This window comes from Sanguibacter sp. Z1732 (assembly GCF_051020515.1).
Taxonomy (GTDB): domain Bacteria; phylum Actinomycetota; class Actinomycetes; order Actinomycetales; family Beutenbergiaceae; genus CALKWS01.
Map to the genome: position 1 here is coordinate 1,955,586 of NZ_CP194857.1, position 22,556 is coordinate 1,978,141.

Below are 22,556 nucleotides of genomic sequence, written 5' to 3' on the forward strand. Positions count from 1 at the left end.
CGTCCCCGTCGCCCACCGGGGCAGGGCACAGTTCTCGTTGCCGGTGGTCCCGAGCGTACCGGGGCATCCGGCGAGCGTAGGCTGGGGTTATGACCGCGCCTGCATCGACCGCCCAGCCCGAGACCGTCTCGTCCGTGGACTGGTCGGCCGCCACCCGCCGGGCCCGGGCCCTGGTGCGCCCCGGCCCCCGCACCGAGCGCGGCGAGGCCTCACTGCTGGTGGAGTCGCTCCGCTCGGCCGGCGCGCGCGCACCCGAACTCGTCGGTGAGGTCACCGGCCTGACCGAGCCGGCGTCCCGGATCGCCGCGGAACCGGTGTACGTGGTGGACCGGGGGCGTTGGATCGGGGCGAATATCGCCACGTTCGCCCACCTCACCGACGGGCTGTTTGCCCGAGGCGCCCAACCGTGCCTCGGCGCGCCTGGCCGGAGAGGAACTGGGTGTGGTGCTCCCGCTGCTGGCGAGCCGGGTGCTGGGCCAGTACGACCCGTTCGCCGGCGCCGCCGGTGGCGCTCATGGCGGACGCGGATCGGGGTCCGGCGGGCGGCTGATGCTGGTGGCTCCGAACGTGCTGCACGTGCAGCGGGAGCTGCGACTGGATCCGGGCGACTTCCACCTGTGGGTGGCCCTGCACGAGCAGACCCACGCCCTGCAGTTCGCCGCCGCCCCCTGGCTGCCCGAGCACCTGGCCGGCCTGATGCGTGAGTTGATGGGCTCGATGCTGGCTCAGGAGAGTGCCGCCGACCGGCTGCGCGACTTCATCTCGGCATTGCCGCGGGCGATCGGTTCCGACAGCACCGAACCGGCCGGGGCGCTGCTGGGTTCGGTGATGACCGAGTCCGAGCACGAGATGATGGGCCGCACGGTGGCGGTGATGTCGCTGCTGGAGGGCCATGCCGACGTGGTGATGGACGCCGTGGGCCCCCAGGTGGTGCCCACGGTCAGCCGGATCCGGGCCGCCTTCGACAAGCGCCGCAACTCCCCGGGGTGGGCCGAGGCGATCCTGCGCCGGTTGATGGGGATGGACGCCAAACTCGCCCAGTACCGCAACGGTGCCGCGTTCGTGCGGGCCGTGGTGGACACGGTTGGCCACGAGGGGTTGAACGCGGTGTGGACCGACGCGGCGAACCTGCCGGCCTCCGAGGAGATCTCCGACCCGGACGCCTGGCTGGCCCGGGTGCACGGCTGAGACCACCGGCGATGCCCACCATGCCGCCGGGCACCGCCGCGGTCCGCGGTGCGGTGCGCACACTGCTGCGCCGGCGGCTGGAGGAATCGGCGCTGGTGCCCAGGGACCTGGTCATGGTGGCCTGCTCCGGTGGCGCGGACTCCCTCGCGCTGGCCGCAGCGACCGCCTTCGTGGCCCCGCGCCTCGGTCTGCGCGCGGGGCGGTGAGCGTGGACCACGGCATGCAGCCCGGCTCGGCACAGGTCAGTGCCACCGCGATCGAGGCGTGCGCCGGCCTGGGCCTGGAACCGGCGCTGGTCTACCGCGCCCGGCCCGACGTCCCGGGCGGGCTGGGTCCGGAGGCCACCGCCCGCGCGCTGCGCTATGAGGCACTGGAACGCGCCGCCCGGGACACCGGCGCCGCGGCGATCTTGCTGGGCCACACCCTGGATGACCAGGCCGAGACGGTGCTGCTGGCCCTGGCCCGCGGCTCGGGCACCCGCTCCCTGGCCGGGATGGACCCGGTGCGCGGGCCGTACCTGCGAGCCCTGCTCGGGGTGCGCCGGGCCCAGACCGAGGCCGCCTGTGCCGAGGCGGGCCTGACGCCGTGGCACGATCCGGCCAACACCGCCGAGGGACCCTGGCGCACCGCCGACGACGCCCCGCTGCCACGCGCGGCGCTGCGGGAGCAGGTGCTGCCGGCCCTGAGCCGGGTGCTCGGGCCGGAGGTCATCGGTGCCCTGGGCCGCACCGCCGACCTGGCCCGGGCCGATGCCGACCTGCTCGATGAACTCGCGCGGGAACTCGGTGCCCGGGCCGAGCAGGCACCGGGCGAGGTGAGCACGACGTCCGCGCCCCGCTCGGCGGCCCGGTCGGGCGGGGTGAGCCCCACGCAGGCCGGGCACTGTCCGGACCGGGCGGGCGTCGTCGTCCTCGCCGTCGCCGTGCTGGCGCAGGGCCCGACGGCGTTGCGCACCCGGGTGCTGCGCGCGGCCGCGGTGCGAGCCGGCAGCCCCGCCGGATCGCTGAACGCCGCGCATGTGCAAGCCGTGGATGCGTTGCTGACGCACTGGCGCGGCCAGGGCCCGATCCACCTACCCGGTGGCGTCCGTGCGGTTCGCCGGTGTGGGAACCTAGAGTTGGGCCCAGCAGGACCGCTGCGGACCGATGGGCATGAGCGGTCCCGGCCGGACCGAGCCGACGAATCAGGAGGACCGCGTGGACGCCAGCACGATGGGTGAGGATCTGGAGAAGATCCTGCTCACCGAGGAGCAGTTGCACACCCGTCTGGATGAGATGGCGGCCGAGATCGATCGCGACTACGCCGGCCGCGAGGTGTTGCTGGTCGGGGTGCTCAAGGGCGCCGTGATGGTGATGGCCGACCTGTCCCGGCGCCTGAACGCCGACGCCCGGATGGACTGGATGGCCATCTCCTCCTACGGCTCGGGCACCAAGTCCTCCGGGGTGGTGCGGATCCTGAAGGACCTGGACACCGATCTGCACGGTAAGCACGTGCTGGTGGTCGAGGACATCGTCGACTCCGGGCTCACGCTGTCCTGGATGCTGGCGAACCTGCGCTCCCGTGGGCCGGCCTCGGTGGAGGTGGCGGCGATGCTGCGCAAGCCGGCCGCGTCCAAGGTCGATGTGGACGTGCGGTACGTGGGCTTCGACGTGCCCGATGAGTTCGTGGTCGGGTACGGCCTGGATTACGCCGAGAGGTACCGGCACCTGCCCTTCGTGGGAACCCTGGCCCCGCACGTCTACGACACGTGAGCCGCGCCACCGGTCGCTGGCGTCCGGACCACCGAGCGGAGCACCCGGTTCCGACCGCGGTGTGGTCTCGGACACAATCGGGGCCCCGCTGTGACGCCATGGGCGAACACGCGCCGCTTCGCCCCGGTGCGTCGGATAGCGTCATGCTGCGAACACTGCGAGCAGGAGGGACGGGGCGCACCCCCCGGAGATGAACGTCAAGAAACTCTTCCGAGGTCCATTCATCTGGATCCTCATCGCCCTGTCCATGCTCTGGCTCAGTATCCGCATCTTCTCCGCTCCGGGCGTGGAGGAGATCGACACCTCCACCGGCCTGGAGCTGCTCGCCGGCGACACCGTGGAACAGGTGCAGATCACCGACGGGCAACAGCGGGTGAACCTGGTCCTGTCCGAGGACTACGAGGTGGACGGGGAGAGCAAGGGCACCGACCTGGAGTTCTACTACACCGAGCCCCAGGGCGAGGCCGTGATCGAGGCGATCGTGGCCGCCGAGCCCGAGGGCGGGTACAACTCGGTGGTGCCGCAGACCCCGTGGTGGACCACGTTCCTCATGACGTTCCTGACCATCGCGCTGCTGATCGGGGTGTTCTGGTTCATCCTCTCCCGCATGCAGGGCGGCGGGTCGCGGATGATGAACTTCGGCAAGTCCAAGGCCAAGCAGGTCACCAAGGAGACCCCGAAGGTGCGGTTCTCCGACGTGGCCGGAGCCGATGAGGCCGTGGAGGAGATGGAGGAGATCAAGGACTTCCTCGCCGACCCGGCCAAGTTCCAGGCGGTGGGCGCCAAGATCCCCAAGGGCGTGCTGCTGTACGGGCCGCCCGGGACGGGTAAGACACTGTTGGCCCGGGCGGTGGCCGGTGAGGCCGAAGTGCCCTTCTACACCATCTCCGGCTCGGACTTCGTGGAGATGTTCGTGGGCGTGGGAGCCTCGCGGGTGCGGGACCTGTTCGAGCAGGCCAAGGCGAACGCTCCGGCGATCATCTTCGTGGACGAGATCGACGCCGTGGGTCGCCAGCGCGGCGCCGGCCTTGGTGGCGGGCACGACGAGCGCGAGCAGACCCTGAACCAGATGCTGGTGGAGATGGACGGCTTCGACGCCAACGCCAACGTCATCATGATCGCCGCGACCAACCGGCCCGACATCCTGGACCCGGCCCTGCTGCGCCCGGGCCGGTTCGACCGGCAGATCACCGTGGAAGCACCGGACCTCAAGGGTCGCGAGGCGATCCTGGCGGTGCATTCCCAGGGCAAGCCGATGGCCCCGGACGTGGACCTGCACATGGTGGCCAAGCGCACCCCCGGATTCACCGGCGCCGACCTGGCGAACGTGTTGAACGAGGCCGCGTTGCTGACCGCCCGCACCCACGGCACCACGATCACCAACAAGGCCCTGGACGAGGCCATCGACCGGGTGATCGCCGGCCCGCAGAAGCACAGCCGGGTGATGAACGAGCAGGAGCGCAAACTCACCGCCTACCACGAGGGCGGACACGCGCTGGTGGCAGCGGCGCTGCGTTACACCGACCCGGTCACCAAGGTGACCATCCTGCCGCGCGGGCGGGCCCTGGGGTACACGATGGTGATGCCCGCCGAGGACAAGTACTCCACCACCCGCAACGAACTGCTCGACCAACTCGCCTACGCCATGGGTGGGAGGGTGGCCGAGGAGATCGTCTTCCACGACCCCACCACCGGCGCCTCCAACGACATCGAGAAGGCCACCGCCACCGCACGGCGGATGGTCAAGGAGTTCGGGATGAGCGAACGGGTCGGGGCGATCAAACTGGGCTCGGCCTCCGGCGAGGTGTTCCTCGGCCGGGACATGGGCCACGAGCGGGAGTACTCCGAGGACGTGGCCGGCCGGGTCGACGCCGAGGTGCGCCGGCTGATCGAGTCTGCCCATGACGAGGCCTGGGAGATCCTGACCGGGTACCGCCACGTGCTCGACGAACTCGCGCTGGAACTGCTGGAGCGGGAGACCCTGAACCAGCAGGAACTCGCGGAGATCTTCGCCGCCGTGACCAAGCGCGACCCGCGCCCGGTGTGGCTGTCCAGTCAGCAGCGCACCATCAGCGACAAACCGCCGGTGCGCTCCTCCCGGGAGATCGCCGGAGGCGAGGGCCAGGAACTGCCCCAGGACCAGGCCGCCGCCGCCGGGGGCGAGACGGCGAACCCGCCCACCGGCACCGCGCCCGCACCGGACCCGGAGCCACCGGCCCCCGGGCAGTAGCCCCGCTGTCGGGGTGGCGCGTGGCGGGTGGCGCGGCCCGGTCAGTCCTGGCTGAAGGCGGCGTCGAAGGACTGGGTGGACGGTTCGAAGTCGAACTTCTTCAGCGCTGCCAGTGACTCCGGGGCACCCACCAGCCGGTCCATCCCCGCGTCCTCCCACTCCACCGAGATCGGCCCGTCGTATCCGATCGCGGTCAGCGCCCGGAACGCCTGCTCCCCACGGGCACGTCTCCCCGCCCGGCGGAGACGAAGTCCCAGCCGCGCCGCCCATCGCCCCAGGGCAGGTGCGAGGACAGGATCCCGGCCCGGCCGTTGCCCATCCGCATCTTGGTGTCCTTGCAGTCCACGTGGTAGATGCGATCAGCGAAGTCGTAGATGAAGTCGACGACGTCGATGCCCTGCCACATCATGTGCGAGGGGTCCCAGTTCAGCCCGAACGCCTCCCGGTGCCCGATCGCCTCCAGGGTCTTCACCGTGGAGTGGTAGTCATAGGCGATCTCGCTGGGGTGCACCTCGTGGGCGAACCGCACGCCCTCGGAGTCGAAGACGTCCAGGATCGGGTTCCATCGCTCGGCGAAGTCGGCGTAGCCCGCCTCGATCTTCTCGGCCGGTACCGGGGGGAACATCGCCACGTACTGCCAGATCGAGGATCCGGTGAAGCCCACCACGGTGTCCACTCCCAGCCGCCGAGCCAGGCGGGCGGTGTGCTTCATCTCCTCGGCCGCGCGCTGGCGCACCCCCTCGGGGTCCCCATCGCCCCACACCCTGGCACCCACGATGGCCTGGTGCCGGAAGTCGATCGGGTCATCACACACCGCCTGACCCTTGAGGTGGTTCGAGATCGTCCACAGTCTCAGCCCGTGCCGCTCCAGGATGCCCAACCGATCGGCGATGTAGTCGTCGTCGTCCCAGCGCCAGGCATCCAGGTGCTCCCCGGACACCGCGATCTCCAGGCCGTCATAGCCCCACCCGGCGGCGAGTTCGGCCACCTCCTCCAGGGTCAGGTCGGCCCACTGGCCGGTGAACAGGGTGAACGGGCGTGCCATGGTGACTCCTTCGTGGGTGGTGGGACAGGTCAGGATCGACGGGTCAGGCCGACCCCAGTGTGATGGTGGCCGAGGCGTTCCGGGCGGACTCCTGGGCGGCGGCCAACACCCGTTGGGTGGCCAGGCCGTCGGCGAACGACGGCGTGGGCGGGGTCCCCGAGTCCAGTGCGGAGAGGAAGTCGCGCACCTGGTGCACGAAGGTGTGCTGCCACCCGATCACGTGCCCCGGTGGCCACCACGCGGACAGGTAGGGGTGGTCCTCCTCGGTGATCAGGACGCGGGCGAACCCGTGCGAGGCGGCGTCGGTGCCGCGCAGCACCTGCAATTCGTTCAACCGCTCCAGGTCGAAACAGATCGCACCCTCGGTGCCGTAGATCTCCAGGGTGAGGGCGTTCTTGCGGCCCAGCGCCACCCGGGAGACCTCCACGCCGGCTACCGCCCGCTCGGCCACGGCCCCACCGGACAGGCCCAGGGTCAGCCAGGCGCCGTCGTCGACCGTCACGTCCTCGGGCCCGGCGGGCCCCGGGCGCTGCGGTACGAACGTCTGCAGCCGGGCCGACACGTCGGTGGCGGTGGAACCGGTCAGGAAGCCGACCAGGTCCACGGTGTGGCTGGCGATGTCGCCGAGGGCGCCCGATCCGGCGGTCTCGGCCCGCAGTCGCCAGGTCATCGGTGCCTGAGCGTCGGCCAGCCAGTCCTGCAGGTAGGCCCCGCGGATCTGGCGGACCTGTCCGATGACGCCCTGCGCGATCAGGTTCCGGGCATGCGCCAGCGCCGGCACCCGGCGGTAGTTGAACCCGACCATGGAGAACGCCCCGCGCCCGGTGGCCTCGGTCGCGGCCGCGGCCATCGCCTCGGCCTCGGTGAGGGTGTTGGCCAGGGGCTTTTCCACCATGACGTGCTTGCCCGCGGCCAGGGCGGCCAGGGCGATCTCGGCGTGCGTCTCCCCCGGTGTGCAGATGTCGACGATGTCGATGTCATCCCGGGCGATCACGTCACGCCAGTCGGTGGCGGACTCGGCCCACCCGTAGGTGGCGGCGGCCTCGGCCACCTGGCCGGCATCGCGTCCCACCAGCACCTGGCGCGAGGTCGCCGGGACGTCGAAGTGGGCGCTCACCTCTCGCCAGGCGGCCGAGTGGGCCTTGCCCATGAACGCGTAGCCGATGCAGGCCACGCCCAGGGGCCCGGTGCCTGGGCTGCCGGTGCTGCCTGGGCTGCCGGTGCCCGTGGCTGCGTCGCTCATGCTGCCCCCAGGGTCGGTCGGGCCGGATCGAAGCCGTCGTCCAGGACCGGCACGTCCGGTGCCCGGGAGCCTATCGAGACGAACGAGGTGGTGCGGGCCGAGGAGGTGATCGACGCCATCACCTCCAGCACGTGCAGGGCCAGATCGCCGCTGGCCCGATGGCCGGTGCCGCTGCGGATCGCCCGGGCCATCTCCAGCACGCCCAGGCCCCGTCCGTGCGCGGGGCCGGTGGAGTCGATGGCCTCCCACTCATCGGAGCCGGTGCGCCACAGCCGGATCTGCCCGTCGAACTGGTTCGGGTCCGGTAGCGCGATGGTGGCCTCGCTGCCGGCGATCTCGACGAACCCGGTGCGCGGGGCCGGGGAGTCGAAACTGAACACCGCCTGGGCGCTGGCGCCGGAGGCGAATCCGATGAGCGCGCCGGTATGGGTGTGTCGGCGGTGACCTCGAAGGTCTGCCCGGCATTGGGGCCGGACCCGATGACGCGCTCGGTGCGCGCGGTGGAGGCCAGTGCCGCCACGGTGGCCACCGAGCCGAAGATCTGGATCAGGGTGGTCAGATAGTAGGGCCCGATGTCGAACAAGGGGCCGGCGCCCTCCCCGAACAGGAACGCCGGGTTGGGGTGCCACAGGTCCGGGCCGGGGTTCTGCATCAACGCCAGCGCCGTGAGCGGGGTGCCGATGTCGCCACGCTCGATGATCCGGCGCGCGGTCTGCAGGCCGGTGCCCAGGACGGTGTCGGGTGCGCAGCCCACCCGGAGTCCGGCCGCGGCGGCCTGGTCCAGCAGTGACTTCCCGGCGTCCACGTCCAGGGCGAGCGGCTTCTCGTTCCACACGTGCTTGCCGGCGGCGATTGCGGCCTGGCCCACCGCCACGTGCGCAGCCGGGGTGGTCAGGTTCACCACGATCTCCACCTCGGGGTGGTTCAGGACCGCCTCGACGTCGCCGTGGGTGGGGATCGCGTACTCCTCGGCCCTGTCCGCAGCGGCTCGGGCGTTCTGGTCGGCGATCGCGTGCACCTGCAGGTCGGGGAAGGAGGTCATGGTCCGCAGGTAGGCGCCGGAGATCACCCCGGCCCCGATCACCCCGACCCCCACCGGTCCCGAACCCTGCGCGGACAGTGCCGCCCCGGCTGCTCCGGCTGTCGCAGCGCTCACTTGGCGATCCCTTCCAGGTAGCGCAGGGACTGCTCCACGGCGGTGAACATGTCGCCGCGGTGGTCATCGAGTTCCACCACGCCCAGTTTCAGGTGCTCGGCCGCCGCCAGAATGTCCGGTACCGGCATCGAGCCCTCGCCCAGCGCCATCTGATCGGCGGCGTCACTGGTGATCGGGCCGTCCTTCAGGTGCAGGTACTGCACCCGCGGTCCCAGGGTGCCGATCAGGGCTACCGGGTCCACCCCGGCAACTGCGGCCCAGTAGGTGTCGATCTCCAGGACCACCTCCGGGTCGAGTCGGTCGGCGAAGTACTCGATCGCGGTGCGGCCATCGATCTGCGCGAACTCCCACCAGTGGTTGTGGTAGCCGATCTTCAGACCGTGCTCGGCGGCGGCACTCGCGGCCTGGTTCAGGGCGGCGGCGATCGCCTCCACGCCTGCGGCGCTGGTCCACTCCGACTCCGGAGTGGCCGGCAGAATCACGGTGCCGATGCCCAGTTGTGTGGCGGCGGCGAAGATCCCGGCCTGGTTCTCCCCGAGCAGCGGCGCGTGCGTGGTGGGGGCGCTGAGCCCGTGCGTACGCAGCGCTGCTCCCAGTGCCTCGGTCTCGGGCACGATCCGGTACGGCTCCACCTGGGTGTACCCGAACTCGGCCACCCGCTTCAGGGTGCCGTCCAGGTCTTCGTCGAGGTGGTTGCGCAGGGTGTAGAGCTGGAGGGAGTGGGACACGGGGAGTGCTCCTAGGTCGATGCGGAGGGTCGCAACCACCCTATGGGCACTTATGTATGTCTACCAACAAGCAAAAGTAGGCACGCGATGGTGCATCCGGCCGGTTCGGATCGCGCACTGCGCCCGGTGGCGGCAAGCGCGCCGTAAGGTGGCGGCCGGCGCGCACTAAGGTGGCGGTGCCGCCGCAATAGGCTGGCGCGAGGACTCCCTCACCGCCGGTTCCCGCACAGGAGGTGCCTGCCATGGCAGACCACGACGCCGCGCCCGCGCAGGACCCTGCGCCCGGGCGGAGCCCCCACCCGGGCAGGGCCGACGGCGACGGCGACCGCCCGCGGGGCGCGGAAGCCGGGCGGGTGGTCGGGGACCGCCGGAGAGTGCGGCCCTACGACGCCGCCGGGGTGGCTCGGGCCGTGCGGGACCTGCTCCTCGCCGTCGGGGAGGACCCCGACCGCGAGGGCCTGCGGGAGACGCCCGAGCGGGTGGCCCGTTCCCTGGCCGAGTCCTTCTCGGGTCTGCACCAGGACCCTGCCGAGGTGGTGCAGACCTTCTTCGACATCGAGCACCAGGAGATGGTGCTGGTGCGCGACATCGAGGTGTACTCCATGTGCGAGCACCACCTGCTGCCCTTCCACGGGGTGGCGCACGTGGGCTACATCCCGGACGCCCACGGCCGGGTCACGGGGTTGAGCAAACTGGCCCGTCTGGTCGATGTCTATGCCAAACGCCCCCAGGTGCAGGAGCGACTGACCACCGAGGTCGCCGACGCGTTGGTGCACCTGCTGGGTGCCCGCGGGGTGATCGTGGTGGTCGAGGCCGAGCACCTGTGCATGTCGATGCGTGGAGTGCGCAAGCCCGGTTCGCGGACCGTCACCTCCGCGGTGCGGGGCATGATGCGCCAGGGTCCCACCCGGGCCGAGGCGATGAGCCTGATCAACCGGCACTGAGCCTGATCAACCCGCACTGCGCCTGACGAACCGGGACCGGGTCTGGTCCACAGGCCGAGCCGGCGACTGTTCCCGTCGAAGATCCCGCCGCACCATCCTGCGCCGACAGTGCGCCCGGCGTCATACCCTGGAGTCGTGAGCACACGCACGCAGGTGATGGGCATCGTCAACGTCACCCCTGACTCCTTCAGTGACGGAGGCCAGTGGTTCGAACGTGACGTGGCGATCGCCCATGGTCGCCACCTGCTGGCCCAGGGCGCCGACATCCTGGACATCGGTGGGGAGTCCACCCGCCCGGGAGCCTCCCGGGTGGGTGTGCAAGAGGAACTGGACCGGGTGCTCCCGGTGATCGAGGGACTGCTCGGGCACGCTCCGGTGCTCAGTGTGGACACGATGCGCGCACAGGTTGCCAGCGTCGCCGTGCAGGCGGGCGCCGGCATCATCAATGACGTCTCCGGGGGCCGCGCCGATCCGGACATGGCCGCGGTCGCCGCTGAGAGCGACGCCCGGTTCATCCTGTCCCACTGGCGCGGACACTCCGACGTGATGGCCTCCTTGACGAAGTACGACGACGTGGTCGAGGACGTGCGGGCGGAACTGTCCGCCCAGTCCAGGCGGTGGTCGATGCCGGGGTGTCCGAGGAGCGGATCATCATCGACCCCGGCTTGGGTTTTGCCAAGGACGCCGAGGCGAACTGGATCCTGCTGGCGAACCTGCACCGCTTGCAGGACCTCGGATTCCCGGTGCTGGTGGGGGCTTCGCGCAAACGCTTCATCGGGGAGTTGCTGGCCCGGCACGGCGCCGAGTCCCTGCCCACCTTCCGGGACCGTGCCAGCGCGGCGATATCTGCCCTGGTGGCCCGGTCCGGCGCCTGGGCGGTCCGGGTGCACGACGTGCCGATCTCGGTCGATGCGGTCCGCGTGGCACAGGAGTTCCGGACCGCGACCCGGGGTCTGGACCAGCAGGCCCTGGCGCTGACACCGGATGTCGCGCAGGGATAATCGGAACAGGACGGGCCACAATGGCGGCTATGACAGCGAACGCGCACCGACCCGAGGCGGATGTGATCCGGCTGGTCGGACTAGGTGGAGTGGGCCGGCACGGGGTCCTGCCGGAGGAGCGCCGGGACGGCCAGACCTTCCTGGTGGACCTGGACATCCACGTCGATACCTCAGACGCTGCGGCAGGTGACGACCTCGGTGCGACCGTGGACTACGCCGCGGTGGCAACCGAGGTGGTCGCTCTCATCGAGGGCGAACCGGTGAACCTGCTGGAGACCCTGGCCGCCCGGATCGCCGATGCGGTGCTGGCGCACGCGCGGGTGCTGGCGGTGGACGTCACCGTGCACAAGCCCGATGCGCCCCTGGGCCTGTTGTTCTCCGATGTGCAGGTGCGGATCAGCCGCGCGGCGGACCGTGCCGGCGGTTCGGCACCGAGCCGTGCCGAATCCGCGGCCGCGAGCGGGGCCGCGGCGGTGCCGGGTCCGGTGCTCGAGGCGTCTCCGTACACGCCCAACGAGGGAGTGCCGGCTCCCTCCCCGGCCGAGGCGGAGGAGGACGGCAGCGACGCGCTGGACCGCGAACCCGATGATGAGGTCGCGGTGGTCCTGGGCCTGGGCGGCAACGTCGGCGATGTACGGTCGACGCTGCGGGGGGTGGTCGACGATCTGCGCGGCGCACCCGGCCTGACGGTGCAGGAGGTCTCTCCGCTGGCACGTACTGCCGCGGTGACCGCCGCCGATGCGGTCGCCCAGCCGGACTACCTCAACGCCGTCGTGCTGGCCACGACCACCATGTCACCGAACCGGCTGCTGGAACTGGCTCAGTCGCTGGAGGACAGTTACGGTCGCGTCCGCACCCACCGTTGGGGTCAGCGCACCGTGGATATCGACATTATCGATTATCAGGGTGTGTCCTCCACCGCCGAACACCTGCAATTGCCGCACCCGCGTGCGAACGAGCGGGCCTTCGTGCTGGTGCCCTGGGCGCAGGCCGATGCCGATGCGTTCCTTCCCGGCCTCGGTGGCGGGCCGGTGGCGATGCTGGCCGAAACCGCTCCGGACCGCGGTGGGGTGCGATGGCTCGCGCTGGACTGGCTCGAACGTACCGGGCGGCACCGATTCGGCCAGCTTCGTGATCTCGGAGAGTGCCGCCCCCGCACCGGTGGGCCGCGAGGTGGGTGGCTCGGAGCAGGGTGGCTCGGAGCAGGGTGTCCCCGCGCGGGGTGAGGAGGCACCGCCGAGTGTGCCTCCACAACAGGACGACGACGCGCCGGCGCCGCAGGAGTCCGAACCCGGGCAGCAGGCCGAGCAGGCAGCGCCCTCGGTGGTGCCCCCGGAGGCGCCCGGGGTGTGGCAGGCTCCCGCTGCCGCCGAGTCCGGTGCGCTCCCGGTGGCTCCCGATGGCTCCGAGGTCTCCGTGGCCGGGCAACCGGACGAGGCGCCTGACGGGGCCGACGACCTCGACCCGGCGCCGACGGCCGATCCGGCCCCGGCTGATCCCGCGCAGCCCGATGCCGGCCAGCCAGCCGGTGTCGCGTCGGTCGCGGAGTCCGGCGGCGCCCGGCCCGGGGGTGAGGTTTCGCCGGCACGTGAGTCCGGCGTCGAGGGGGAGCCCGCAGGAGTGCCGGACCCCGAGCCCCAGGTTTGGGCGCAGGCTTCCGGCGAGCAGTCCTCGTCGCCCAATGTCGGCCAGGAGGAGGTCGAGCCGGCCTCGGTCCCGACGCCGGATCGCGTCCCGTCCGAATCAGCCGAGCCGGGGCCGGCCGAACCCGAGCCAGAGCCCGAGCCGGCTGAGCCCGAGTCCGAGCCCGAGGCGACCGATCCCGCGCAAGAGCCTGCGGCGACCGCACCGGAGCCGGAGCCCGAGCCGGCTGAGCCCGAGCCCGAGCCGGCCGAGCCAGAGCCCGAGCCGGCCGAGCCAGAGCCCGAGCCGGCTGAGCCCGAGCCCGCGCAGGCCGAGACGCAACCTGCTGAGCCAGATCCCGCCGAGCCCGCACCGGCGGCTGCGGACACACCTGCACCGTGGCCCCCGCGCGGCACCGAGACGCCCTCCCCCGAGCAGACCCCCAAGCCGTTCGCGCCGCGCTGGCAGCCCGTCCAGCGCCGTGACGAGGAGTCCTGACCACATCGATGCAGCGCCTTCGATGGCAGACCCTGGTCACCGTCTTCGTGGTGGCGGCGGCCCTGAGCATGATGGTTCTGCGGTGGTGGACCTCGCGCGGGAACAATCCCGTCCCGGTCGTGCTGCTGCAGGTGCTCCTGGTGCTGGTGCTGGCGGCCGTGGTGCTCCTGCTCGGCCTGCGGATCCGCCGGCACGTCCGTGCGGGCGAGCCGCTGGACCCGACCGACGCGGTCCGTACATTGGTGTTGGGCCAGGCCGCGGCGATCACCGGAGCCGCCCACCTGGGCTACTTCACCGGCCAACTGGTTCTGGCGCTACCGCGGCTGCAGGCCCCGGAGCCGCGCGCGCAGGCCTTGCTGGCGGGAAGCGCGATGATCGCCTCGGGCGTCATGATCGCGGCCGGGCTGATCGCCGAGTGGTGTTGCCGCGTGCCGCCCGACGATGACCCCGACGAGCCGAGACCACCGGGCCCGGTGGAGCCACATTTGTCCTGAGGCGATGATCCGACACAATGGCCACCATGAGCATTGAGTCGACCCCGGCGTTCGACGTCGCCGGCGTGGAGTGGCACCGGGTCTCACCCCGCCTGATCCCGGTGCGCATGATCAGCGCCGCGGTGTTCCTGGGCCTGCCGACCGTGGCTTCGGTCGGGCCCGCCTGGTACGTCGGCGGCTGGATGTGGCTGGTCCCGGCAGTCCTGGCTCTGCTCACCGTGTGGGTGCTCTGGCTCATTCCCCGCCAGGTCAAGGCGATCGGGTACGCCGAGCAGGAGGAGGACCTGTTGATCCGCAAGGGCGTGATGTTCAAGACCCTGACGATGGTGCCCTACGGCCGGATGCAGTACGTGGACGTCAGCGCCGGCCCGATCGCACGGCGGATGAAGATCGCCCAGGTCCAGTTGCACACCGCCTCCGCGGGCACCGACGCCTCGATCCCCGGGCTGCCGCAGGATGAGGCCGGGCGCTTGCGTGACCAGCTCAGCGCTCGCGGTGAGGCGAGGTTGGCCGGCCTGTGAGCACCTCGCCTCCCCCTCCGGGCGGGCACAACCCGTTCGCGCCACCGCCGCGCCGGCGACACAGTTCCGAGGACGATCAGCCGGCCGGCCAGGCTGCGGACGGCCCGTATGGGCCCCAGGTGCCGCAGGGTCAGCCGCCGCCCCGGGGCCCCCAGGGTGCGTCGCCGCAGGCACCCTATGGTCCACCTTCGCCGGTGCCCCCGGGTGCGCCCCCCTCGCAGGCCGGTCCGAAGTCACCGCCCCCCGCGCCACCGGCAGTACCGCCGGCGCCTGGCCGGTACGGCCCTCCACCGGGCCTGGCCGGACCGCAGGCTTCCTTCCCCGGCGAACCTGCTCAGCCCGGACCTGCCGACCCGGGACCGACCGGACCCCAGGCTTCCTACCCCGGCCAACCCGCTCAGCCCGGGCCCGCCGACCCGGGACCGGCGGCAACGGAACAGCGTGCCGGGGAGGGACCCGGCACCGGATCCGCCTACCCGGTCAGCCGGTCGCCCCGCCCCCCGACGCCGGGCGGGCCCAGGCCGACGGCACCGATGCCGAATGGCGCCGGTTGCACCGCATCACCCCACTGTTGAACGCGTGGAAGGTCGGTGTGGTGATCTTCGCGATCGCCGTGTACAACTCCCAGGAGTTCATGTCCGACCTTCGTGAACGCTTCGCGGCGGCGGCGATCCTCGGCGCCCTGGTGGCCCTGCTGGTGGTCGGTTTCGTGCTCGGCTTGGGTCTGGGGTACCTGGCCTGGCGCCGCACCCAGTACGGGGTGAGCAGGGAGAGTCTCTTCCTGCACAAGGGCGTACTCTTCCGTCAGCAGCGGCACGTGCGCCTGGACCGGGTCCAGGCCGTGGAGGTCACCCAGCCGCTGCTGGCCCGCCTCTTCGGGTTCGCCTCGGTCAAGGTCGAATCAGCCGGTGGTGCCGGTTCCAACCTGATGATCGCGTTCCTGAGCGAACCCGATGCGCAGAATCTGCGCAACGAACTCCTGGCACGCTCCGCCGGCGTGAAACTGGGCAGCTCCGGCAGTGCCGATGCCACCGGTTCCGCGGGCGCGCACGGGTCACCGGTCGCCCCTGCGGCACCGGAGCGGGAGATCGCCGAGATCACCCCGGGGCGCCTGATCGGCTCGTTGGCCCTCAGTTTCTCGATCGCTCTGATCGTGCTCGCGATCCTCGGCCTGGTGGCCGCCTCCATCGCCGTGGGCAACGCCAGCATCGTCCTCGGTGCACTGGCCCCGATGCTGGGTGCGGCGACCTACTTCTGGGGCCGCTTCGCCGGGGAGTTCAACTTCCGGGCAGCGGTGTCACCCGACGGGATCCGGCTGCGGCACGGGCTGCTGGAGACCAAGTCCCGCACGGTGCCGCCGGGCCGGGTGCAGGCGGTGCGGATCTCCCAGCCCCCGCTGTGGCGGATCAAGGACTGGTGGCGGATGCAGGTCAACATCGCCGGCTACGGCGCGGAGGAAGTGACCGGCACCGTGCTGTACCCGGCGGCCACCCGTGCCGAGGTCGCCTACATGCTCTCCCTGGTGCTGCCCGACCTGGGCGATGAGCGTCCCCTGCCCGTTCTGCACGCCGGAATGGACGGGATCGGTGACGTCGAGGGGTTCACCACCAGTCCGCGGCGTGCCCGGTGGGTGGATCCACTGACCTGGCGCCGAACCGGCTTCCGCGTCACCGGGACCGCGATCCTGATGCGGACCGGCCGTTGGTGGCGCTACCTCAGCGTGGTGCCACATGAACGCACGCAGTCCATCGGCCTGACCCAGGGGCCGATCGAGCGGAAGATGGGCCTGGCCACCTTCGTGGTGCACTCCACCCCGGGGCCGGTCACCCCCCAGGTCCACCATCTGGACCTGCAGGTGGCCCGGGAACTTCTGGTCAACCAGGCCGAGCGGTCCCGCCGCGCGCGCCGCGAGGCCGGGCCCGAGCGGTGGATGAGTACGCCGGGAACTGCTGCGGCACAGGCACCGGCACCGGCTCCGGCGGAGGTGAACCGGGGGGCGTACGCCGGCGTGCTGCCCAGCAGGCCCCGCCCACCCTCGGTGCCGCACGATGAGCCGGCCGGAGCCCAGCCCCCGCCGCCGGCGCCGGCCCAGCCGTGGACGGCAGCCCAACCGAGGGCGGCAGCCCCGCCACCCTCGGCGCCGCCGGGGCCACCGGGGCCGATCCCCCCGGCAATGGGACAGCCACCCTCGCAGCAGACTCCACCCGGGCTGGCTCCCACCCGACCCGACGCACGTGGGGACCACCCGGCGTGAACGATCGGCCGGGCCGGCTCGGCGTCGGAGTCGTCGGCGCCGGTCGAGTGGGGGCAGTCCTGGGCAGCGCGCTCCGGGCGGCCGGGCACGCCGTGGTGGGGCTGAGCGCCTCCTCCACCGCCAGCCGCGACCGGGCCGAGGCGATGCTGCCGGGCGTGCCCGTGCTGGGCGTGGAGGAGGTGGTCGAGCGCAGCGAACTGGTGCTGCTGACGGTGCCCGATGATGTGCTCGCCGACCTGGTCTCCGGCCTGGCCACCCTGGAGCGGTTCGTGCCCGGTCAACTCCTCGTGCACACCGCCGGGCGCTACGGCACAGACGTGCTGGCCCCGGCGATGCAGCGCGGCGCGATCCCGCTGGCAATCCACCCGGCGATGACCTTCACCGGCACCTCCATGGACCTGAGCCGCCTGGTGGGCGCCCCGTTCGCGGTGACCGCCCCCGGGCCGGTACTGCCGATCGCGCAGGCTCTGGTGGTGGAGATGGGCGGTGAACCGGTGGCGCTGCCCGAGACCTCCCGTGCCTTGTACCACGCGGCGCTGGCGCACGGGGCGAACCATCTGGTCACCCTGACCGCGCAAGCCATCCGGGTGCTCGGAGCAGCCGGGATCGAGGACGGCGGAGCGATGCTGCGTCCCCTGCTCTCCGCGGCCCTGGATGGCGCGCTGCGGGCCGGGGACGGCGCCCTGACCGGCCCGGTGGCGCGTGGTGATGGCGGCACCGTCGCTGAGCACCTGGAGACCCTGGCCCGCCTGGATGCCGAGGGCACCTCGGCCGACGTGCTGCCCACCTACCGCACCCTGGCCCGCGCGACCACCCAACGCGCTCTTGCGGCCGGCCGGATCCGCACCGACCAGGCCCAGGCCCTCATGGACGTCCTGGCCGGCACCAGCCCGAGTGTGGCAGGCCCGGGTGAGCCCGCCCCGGGGCAGACGACGACGGCCCGGGCGGCTGCGTCGTCGTCCGGTCCGCTGCTGGTGCACTCGGTGACGGACCTGCGCACCCACCTGGACGCCCTGGGACCGGATGTGCGCCGGGCGGCGGTGTTCACCATGGGTGCCCTGCACGCCGGACACCTGTCCCTGATCCGCACCGCACGTGATCTGGCCGATCACGTCATCGTCACCATCTTCATCAACCCGCTGCAGTTCGACCGAGCCGAGGATCTGGCGACGTACCCGAGCACCCTGGACGCGGACCTGGAGCGACTGCGCGAGCTGGGCGGGGTGGACCTGGTGTTCGCTCCGGCCGTGGAGGAGATGTATCCCGGCGGCGTGCCGCAGGTGCGGGTGCAGGCCGGAGAGATGGGCGAGCGGCTCGAGGGCGCCTCCCGACCCGGGCACTTCGACGGCATGCTCACCGTGGTGCACAAACTGATGTCGCTGACCCGCGCCGACGTCACGGTGTTCGGGCGCAAGGACGCCCAGCAACTGGCCCTGGTGCGCCAGATGGTCCGCGACCTGGACCTGGACGTGCAGGTGGTGGCCGGCGACACCGTGCGCGAGAACGACGGGCTGGCGTTGTCCAGCCGCAACGTCAACCTCAGCCCGGCCGAGCGGGCCGAGGCGCTCCGCCTGTCCGGCGCCCTGCGGGCCGCGCACCGTGCCGCCGAGCAGGGCGCTCCGGCCGGCGAGGTGCTCAGCGCCGCTGAGCAGGTGCTGGCGGAGGCGGCCCCGGACGTGGTGGACCTGGACTACCTGGAACTGGTGGACCCGGTCACGATGCGTCCGCACCGGAGGGGAGCCGGGGCCGCACTGCTGGTGGTCGCGGCCAGGGTGGGCCGTACCCGGTTGATCGACAACACCGAGATCGTCCTGCGGCCGCGGTCCTGAACCACACGGCTCGGGCCGGAGCGCCCGCGGGCCCATCCGAGGCTGATGGGACCGGGGCGGAGGTCAGCTCGCCGTCTCGAGGACCTCGCCCAGGATCATCGAGTCGGCGAAGGGCAGATGAGTTCCGGCTCTGGTGAACTCCAGGACCACCACCTCATTAGTGCCTTCGCGCCACAACGGTGCCGGGGCGTACAGGGACTGCTGCGGCCCGGCCGCGCTCCAGTACCGACCCAGGTTGAACCCGTTGAGGAACACGTAGCCATGGCCCCAGCCGGACATGTCCAGATGGGCGTCGCAGCCCGGGGTGTCCACCTCGACCGGCACGCGGTGGAACGCCGGCTGCGCTTCTGTCGCGGGGCTTGAGGCGGTGGCGGATGAACCGTCGGCGGACGCATCGGTCCAGTCCAGGTCGGGCAGTTCGGTCAGGTCCAGGGCACTGTGGTCCCAGCCGAACAGGTGCTGGAAGTCCACCAGGACCGGCCCCAGACCCTTGGCGTCGGGTAGGAATCGTCCGAAGTTCACCCGGCCCAGGGAATGCACGAGCACCTCCAGGCTCCGCTGCCGGGGCGCTGTGTGGGCGGCCGGCTCGGATTCCGCCGCGGACCCGGTACCGCTCTGGGAACCGGCTCCGGCCACAGCACCGGTTCCGGTCGCAGAGCCGGCCCCGCTCTCGATCCCGGGCGAGTCGCCCTCCGCCGGGGCGGCAGCCAGGGCGAAGGGTGCGGTCTGGTAGGCCGGGTCGGGGGCGGCCAGGCCCGCCCGGCGCAGCCGGGCCACGTGCTCGCCGTCGATCGACACCGCGGCCAGGTCCGCGAGCTCGGGCACGTGCAGGTACTCGGCCGAGTTCGGCCATGCCGCGGTGGTGCGGTACCGCACCACCCCGTGGTGCAGTCCCAGTTCCTCCATCGATGCCGGCGTGGCGCGGTGCGTCAGGGGTTGGGCATCCAGTACCCCCTCCAGCGGAAGGCGCTGGGAGACGGCCGCCGGTGGGGGCACCATGACCGGAATCGTCGGTGGCGCCGGTGGCGGTGCGATACCGGTGTGCGCGGTGATGACGTCCCGGAAGGCGGCGAACTTCTCGGTGAGGGAGCCGTCCTCAGCGATCGGGGCGTCGTAGTCGTAGCTGGTGATCGTGGGGGAGTAGTCCGGCCCGTTCTCATCGGGGTAGGAGTTCGCTCCGGCCCACACCCCGAAGGAGGTGCCGCCGTGGGCCATGTAGAAGTTCACCGAGGCCCCGGCGGTGAGCATCGCGCGCAACTCGGCCGCAGCGTGAGCGGCGTCGCGCACGTGGTGGGGCGCGCCCCAGTGGTCGAACCAGCCGTTCCAGAACTCCATGCACATGTTCGCGCTACCGGGCCGGAACTGCTGTAGGGCGGCGAAGGCCTGTGCCTGCCGCGACCCGAAGTTGACCGTCGGCCAACAGTCCGCCAGCGTGCCGCCGGCCAGGTGCAGGGCGCTGGGGCCATCGGAGGTGAACAGCAGCACGTCGATGCCGCGACGGGCGAGTCCGTCGCGCAGGTGCTGCAGGTAGGTCCCGTCGTTGCCGTAACTGCCGTACTCGTTCTCCACCTGCACCCCGACCACCCGGCCGCCACGGGAGACCTGCCGGGTGGCCACCACCGGTATCAGCGCGTCGAACCAGGCATCCACCGCGGCCAGGAACCCCGGGTGCGCGGTGCGCAGATTGGCCCGGGTGGCCGCGTCGGTGAGCAGCCAGGACGGCAGCCCGCCCATGTCCCACTCGGCGCAGATGTAGGGCCCGGGGCGTACCAGGATGCCGAGATCGGCGTCCGCGGCGAGATCCAGGAAGCGGCCCAGGTCCCGGTTGCCGGAGAAGTCCGCCTCAGCACCGGCGCGGGGCTGGTGGAAGTTCCACGGCACGTAGTCTCCACCGTGTTGCAGCCCATCGCCGCGATCCGGGCCAATCGATCCGCCCACAGGGCAGCCGGCACTCGTGCGTAGTGCAGGGCGCCGGAGATGATCTGGTGCGGTGCGCCGTCCCGGGTCAGATGACCTCCGCCGTCGGCACGGATCTCGCTGAGCATGGTCCTCCCTGGACGCGACTGAGACGATATCCGGCGAGCCTACCGGCCGGTGCCCGGCGTCCTTCCCGCCAGGGCGGCCATGCCGCTGCCCGGCCCCCGGGAGTGGCCCTGCCTATGCCCGGGGCGTGCGCGCCTCGCGCCGCTGGCCGCGCGCCTGTGTCCGGGAGCGTGCCGACTGTGCCCCCGTACCAGCCCTGCCTCTGCTACCCGGCCGGGGGTGATCCGGCCCCGCAGCGACTAGGATCGACGGTGTGAATGAGAGCGTCAGTCCTGTCCGGGCCCGCGATTCGGCCACCCCCGACCAGACCACCGGTGCGGCTGCCGGTGAGGCCGACCTGCCCGAACAGATGCAGGTGCGTCGGGCCAAGCGGGAGCAACTGCTGGCCGACGGCGTCGAGCCCTACCCGGTGACCTTGCCGGTCACCACCACCATCGCCCGGATCCGCGCCGCCTACGAGCACCTGGAGGCCGGGGAGGAGACCGACGACGAGGTGGGCGTTGCCGGTCGCGTGATGTACCTGCGCAACACCGGCCGGCTCTGCTTCGCCCAACTGCAGGACGGGCAGGGCCGGCGACTGCAGGTGATGCTCTCCGAGGGAGCGGTCGGCAAGGCGGCCCTGGAGGAGTTCAAGGCACGGGTGGATCTGGGGGACCACCTGTTCGCCAGCGGCCGGGTGATCGCCTCCCGGCGAGGCGAGCTCTCCGTTTTCGCCGACTCCTACCAGATCGCCAGCAAGGCGTTGCGCCCGCTGCCCACCCTGCACAAGGACTCCTCCGAGGAGGCCCGGGTACGCCGGCGGTACGTGGATCTGATCACCCGCCCGGCAGCCCGGGACATGGTGCGACAGCGCGCCCGGGTGGTGCGCTCGCTGCGCGATGAGTTCCACCAGCGTGGCTACCTGGAGATCGAGACCCCGATGCTGCAGACCCAGCACGGTGGAGCAACCGCACGACCCTTCATGACGCATATGAATGCGTTCGATATCGATCTGTACCTGCGAATCGCCCCGGAACTGTTCCTCAAGCGCGCCGTGGTGGGTGGAATCGAGAAAGTCTTCGAGATCAATCGCAACTTCCGCAATGAAGGGGCCGATTCTTCCCACTCCCCGGAATTCTCGATGCTGGAGGCCTATGAGTCCTACGGCGACTACAACACGATGGCGGACCTTACCCGGCGGCTGGTGCAACGGGCCGCGAAGGAAACCTTCGATAGCACGCTGGTCACTCTGGCCGACGGTACCGAGTACGAACTCGGTGGGGAATGGGACAGCATTGAGTTGTATCCATCGTTGGCTGCCGCAGCCGGAGTGGAAATCACCCCGCAAACCCCATTGGCGGAGTTATTGAGGATCGCCGGTGCTGCCGGGCTGGAACTGGACGAGAGCCACATCACTCCCGGTAAGGCTGCAGAGGAACTCTGGGAGCATTTCGTCGGCGATGACCTTTACGCGCCCACGTTCGTGCGGGATTTCCCAGTGGACACCTCGCCGCTGACCCGTGCGCACCGGGAGATCCCAGGTGTGGTGGAGAAGTGGGACCTGTACGTGCGCGGGGTGGAACTGGCCACCGCCTACTCGGAACTGGTCGACCCGGTGATCCAGCGGGAGCGGCTGGAAGCGCAGGCAGAACTGGCAGCGCGCGGCGATTTCGAGGCGATGCCCCTGGATGAGGAGTTCCTGGAGGCGATGGAACACGGAATGCCACCCGCAGGTGGAATGGGCATGGGAATCGACCGTCTCCTGATGGCCCTGACCGGCCGCGGTATGCGCGAAACTATTACATTTCCGTTGGTGAAGCCGCGATGACCGACTGGTGGCTTGTCTCGGCGGCGATCGTTCCCTCGATCGTATTGGCGGTGTTGTTCATCGTCGTGTTGCGTGCCATCGTCAGCAGCGACCGAAGAGAGCGTGAAGCAATCGAGCGTGGCGATGAGGCGGGTCATGACCATGTGAGTCGAATCCCCATCGATATCGAGCGTGAGGACAAGTCCTAGAGAACTGGTATCT

General features: G+C 71.2%; 16 protein-coding genes and 7 pseudogenes. 17 read left to right on the forward strand and 6 right to left on the reverse strand.

What is annotated here, in order from left to right:
* Positions 1–89: 89 nt before the first annotated feature.
* The 6 genes and pseudogenes from ACRRRO_RS10430 to ftsH form a co-directional block, all read left to right on the forward strand.
* Positions 90–341 (forward strand): annotated as a pseudogene (locus tag ACRRRO_RS10430) (zinc-dependent metalloprotease); the annotation flags it as partial.
* A 46-nt stretch (positions 342–387) separates the two neighbouring features.
* The gene (locus ACRRRO_RS10435; protein WP_434081499.1) at positions 388–1,188 is read left to right on the forward strand and encodes a zinc-dependent metalloprotease; all 801 of its coding nucleotides are present in this window, start codon (positions 388–390) and stop codon (positions 1,186–1,188) included.
* Positions 1,189–1,199: 11 nt separating this feature from the next.
* The gene (locus ACRRRO_RS10440) at positions 1,200–1,394 is read left to right on the forward strand and encodes a hypothetical protein (protein ID WP_434081500.1); all 195 of its coding nucleotides are present in this window, start codon (positions 1,200–1,202) and stop codon (positions 1,392–1,394) included.
* Entirely contained in the window at positions 1,391–2,407 is a 1,017-nt protein-coding gene (locus tag ACRRRO_RS10445; RefSeq protein ID WP_434081501.1) for a tRNA lysidine(34) synthetase, read from the forward strand. Before ACRRRO_RS10440 ends, ACRRRO_RS10445 begins: the two co-directional genes overlap by 4 nt.
* A complete protein-coding gene (hpt, locus tag ACRRRO_RS10450) occupies positions 2,400–2,939 on the forward strand; it encodes a hypoxanthine phosphoribosyltransferase (protein ID WP_424795774.1) in 540 nt (179 codons plus the stop codon). The genes ACRRRO_RS10445 and hpt overlap by 8 nt, the downstream gene beginning before the upstream one ends.
* 190 nt (positions 2,940–3,129) lie before the next feature.
* Entirely contained in the window at positions 3,130–5,169 is a 2,040-nt protein-coding gene (gene ftsH / locus ACRRRO_RS10455; RefSeq protein ID WP_424786712.1) for an ATP-dependent zinc metalloprotease FtsH, read from the forward strand.
* A gap of 41 nt (positions 5,170–5,210) precedes the next feature.
* On the opposite strand, the pseudogene ACRRRO_RS10460 reads toward ftsH, so the two are convergent.
* The 4 genes and pseudogenes from ACRRRO_RS10460 to ACRRRO_RS10475 form a co-directional block, all read right to left on the reverse strand.
* A pseudogene (locus ACRRRO_RS10460) lies at positions 5,211–6,214 on the reverse strand (sugar phosphate isomerase/epimerase family protein).
* 43 nt (positions 6,215–6,257) lie between these two features.
* Positions 6,258–7,457, reverse strand: coding sequence for a Gfo/Idh/MocA family protein (locus ACRRRO_RS10465; RefSeq protein ID WP_424786710.1), 1,200 nt, complete (start codon positions 7,455–7,457; stop codon positions 6,258–6,260).
* Positions 7,454–8,577: pseudogene (locus tag ACRRRO_RS10470) on the reverse strand (Gfo/Idh/MocA family protein). The gene ACRRRO_RS10465 and the pseudogene ACRRRO_RS10470 overlap by 4 nt, the downstream one beginning before the upstream one ends.
* Positions 8,578–8,609: 32 nt before the next feature.
* Positions 8,610–9,341: a sugar phosphate isomerase/epimerase family protein gene (locus ACRRRO_RS10475; protein WP_424795191.1), complete on the reverse strand. Its 732-nt coding sequence runs from the start codon at positions 9,339–9,341 to the stop codon at positions 8,610–8,612.
* 242 nt (positions 9,342–9,583) lie between these two features.
* On the opposite strand from ACRRRO_RS10475, the gene folE reads away from it, so the two are divergent.
* The 9 genes and pseudogenes from folE to panC all read left to right on the forward strand — a co-directional run.
* Positions 9,584–10,285, forward strand: coding sequence for a GTP cyclohydrolase I FolE (folE, locus tag ACRRRO_RS10480; RefSeq protein WP_424795190.1), 702 nt, complete (start codon positions 9,584–9,586; stop codon positions 10,283–10,285).
* Between the two features lie 156 nt (positions 10,286–10,441).
* Positions 10,442–11,286 (forward strand): annotated as a pseudogene (folP, locus tag ACRRRO_RS10485) (dihydropteroate synthase).
* A 29-nt stretch (positions 11,287–11,315) separates the two neighbouring features.
* Entirely contained in the window at positions 11,316–12,512 is a 1,197-nt protein-coding gene (folK, locus tag ACRRRO_RS10490) for a 2-amino-4-hydroxy-6-hydroxymethyldihydropteridine diphosphokinase (RefSeq protein ID WP_434081502.1), read from the forward strand.
* 16 nt (positions 12,513–12,528) lie between these two features.
* The gene (locus tag ACRRRO_RS10495; protein WP_434081503.1) at positions 12,529–13,407 is read left to right on the forward strand and encodes a hypothetical protein; all 879 of its coding nucleotides are present in this window, start codon (positions 12,529–12,531) and stop codon (positions 13,405–13,407) included.
* An 8-nt stretch (positions 13,408–13,415) separates the two neighbouring features.
* The gene (locus tag ACRRRO_RS10500; protein ID WP_424786704.1) at positions 13,416–13,901 is read left to right on the forward strand and encodes a DUF3180 domain-containing protein; all 486 of its coding nucleotides are present in this window, start codon (positions 13,416–13,418) and stop codon (positions 13,899–13,901) included.
* A gap of 26 nt (positions 13,902–13,927) precedes the next feature.
* A complete protein-coding gene (locus ACRRRO_RS10505) occupies positions 13,928–14,422 on the forward strand; it encodes a PH domain-containing protein (protein ID WP_424786703.1) in 495 nt (164 codons plus the stop codon).
* 571 nt (positions 14,423–14,993) lie between these two features.
* Positions 14,994–16,676 carry a PH domain-containing protein gene (locus ACRRRO_RS10510; protein WP_424786702.1) on the forward strand — a complete coding sequence of 561 codons (1,683 nt, stop codon included), beginning with the start codon at positions 14,994–14,996 and terminating at the stop codon, positions 16,674–16,676.
* Positions 16,673–17,590 (forward strand): annotated as a pseudogene (locus tag ACRRRO_RS10515) (Rossmann-like and DUF2520 domain-containing protein); the annotation flags it as partial. The gene ACRRRO_RS10510 and the pseudogene ACRRRO_RS10515, both read left to right, overlap by 4 nt.
* A 120-nt stretch (positions 17,591–17,710) precedes the next feature.
* A pseudogene (gene panC, locus ACRRRO_RS10520) lies at positions 17,711–18,505 on the forward strand (pantoate--beta-alanine ligase); the annotation flags it as partial.
* Between the two features lie 63 nt (positions 18,506–18,568).
* On the opposite strand, the gene ACRRRO_RS10525 reads toward panC, so the two are convergent.
* Positions 18,569–19,504: a hypothetical protein gene (locus ACRRRO_RS10525; RefSeq protein ID WP_434081580.1), complete on the reverse strand. Its 936-nt coding sequence runs from the start codon at positions 19,502–19,504 to the stop codon at positions 18,569–18,571.
* Between the two features lie 105 nt (positions 19,505–19,609).
* Positions 19,610–20,550, reverse strand: a pseudogene (locus tag ACRRRO_RS10530) (beta-galactosidase); the annotation flags it as partial.
* Between the two features lie 347 nt (positions 20,551–20,897).
* On the opposite strand from ACRRRO_RS10530, the gene lysS reads away from it, so the two are divergent.
* Together lysS and ACRRRO_RS10540 are read left to right on the forward strand one after the other, a co-directional pair.
* Positions 20,898–22,355, forward strand: a complete 1,458-nt coding sequence (gene lysS / locus ACRRRO_RS10535; protein WP_424795772.1) for a lysine--tRNA ligase — start codon at positions 20,898–20,900, stop codon at positions 22,353–22,355.
* On the forward strand, positions 22,352–22,543 hold the full coding sequence (locus ACRRRO_RS10540; RefSeq protein ID WP_424786700.1) for a hypothetical protein: 192 nt from the start codon (positions 22,352–22,354) through the stop codon (positions 22,541–22,543). Before lysS ends, ACRRRO_RS10540 begins: the two co-directional genes overlap by 4 nt.
* Positions 22,544–22,556 lie beyond the last annotated feature (13 nt).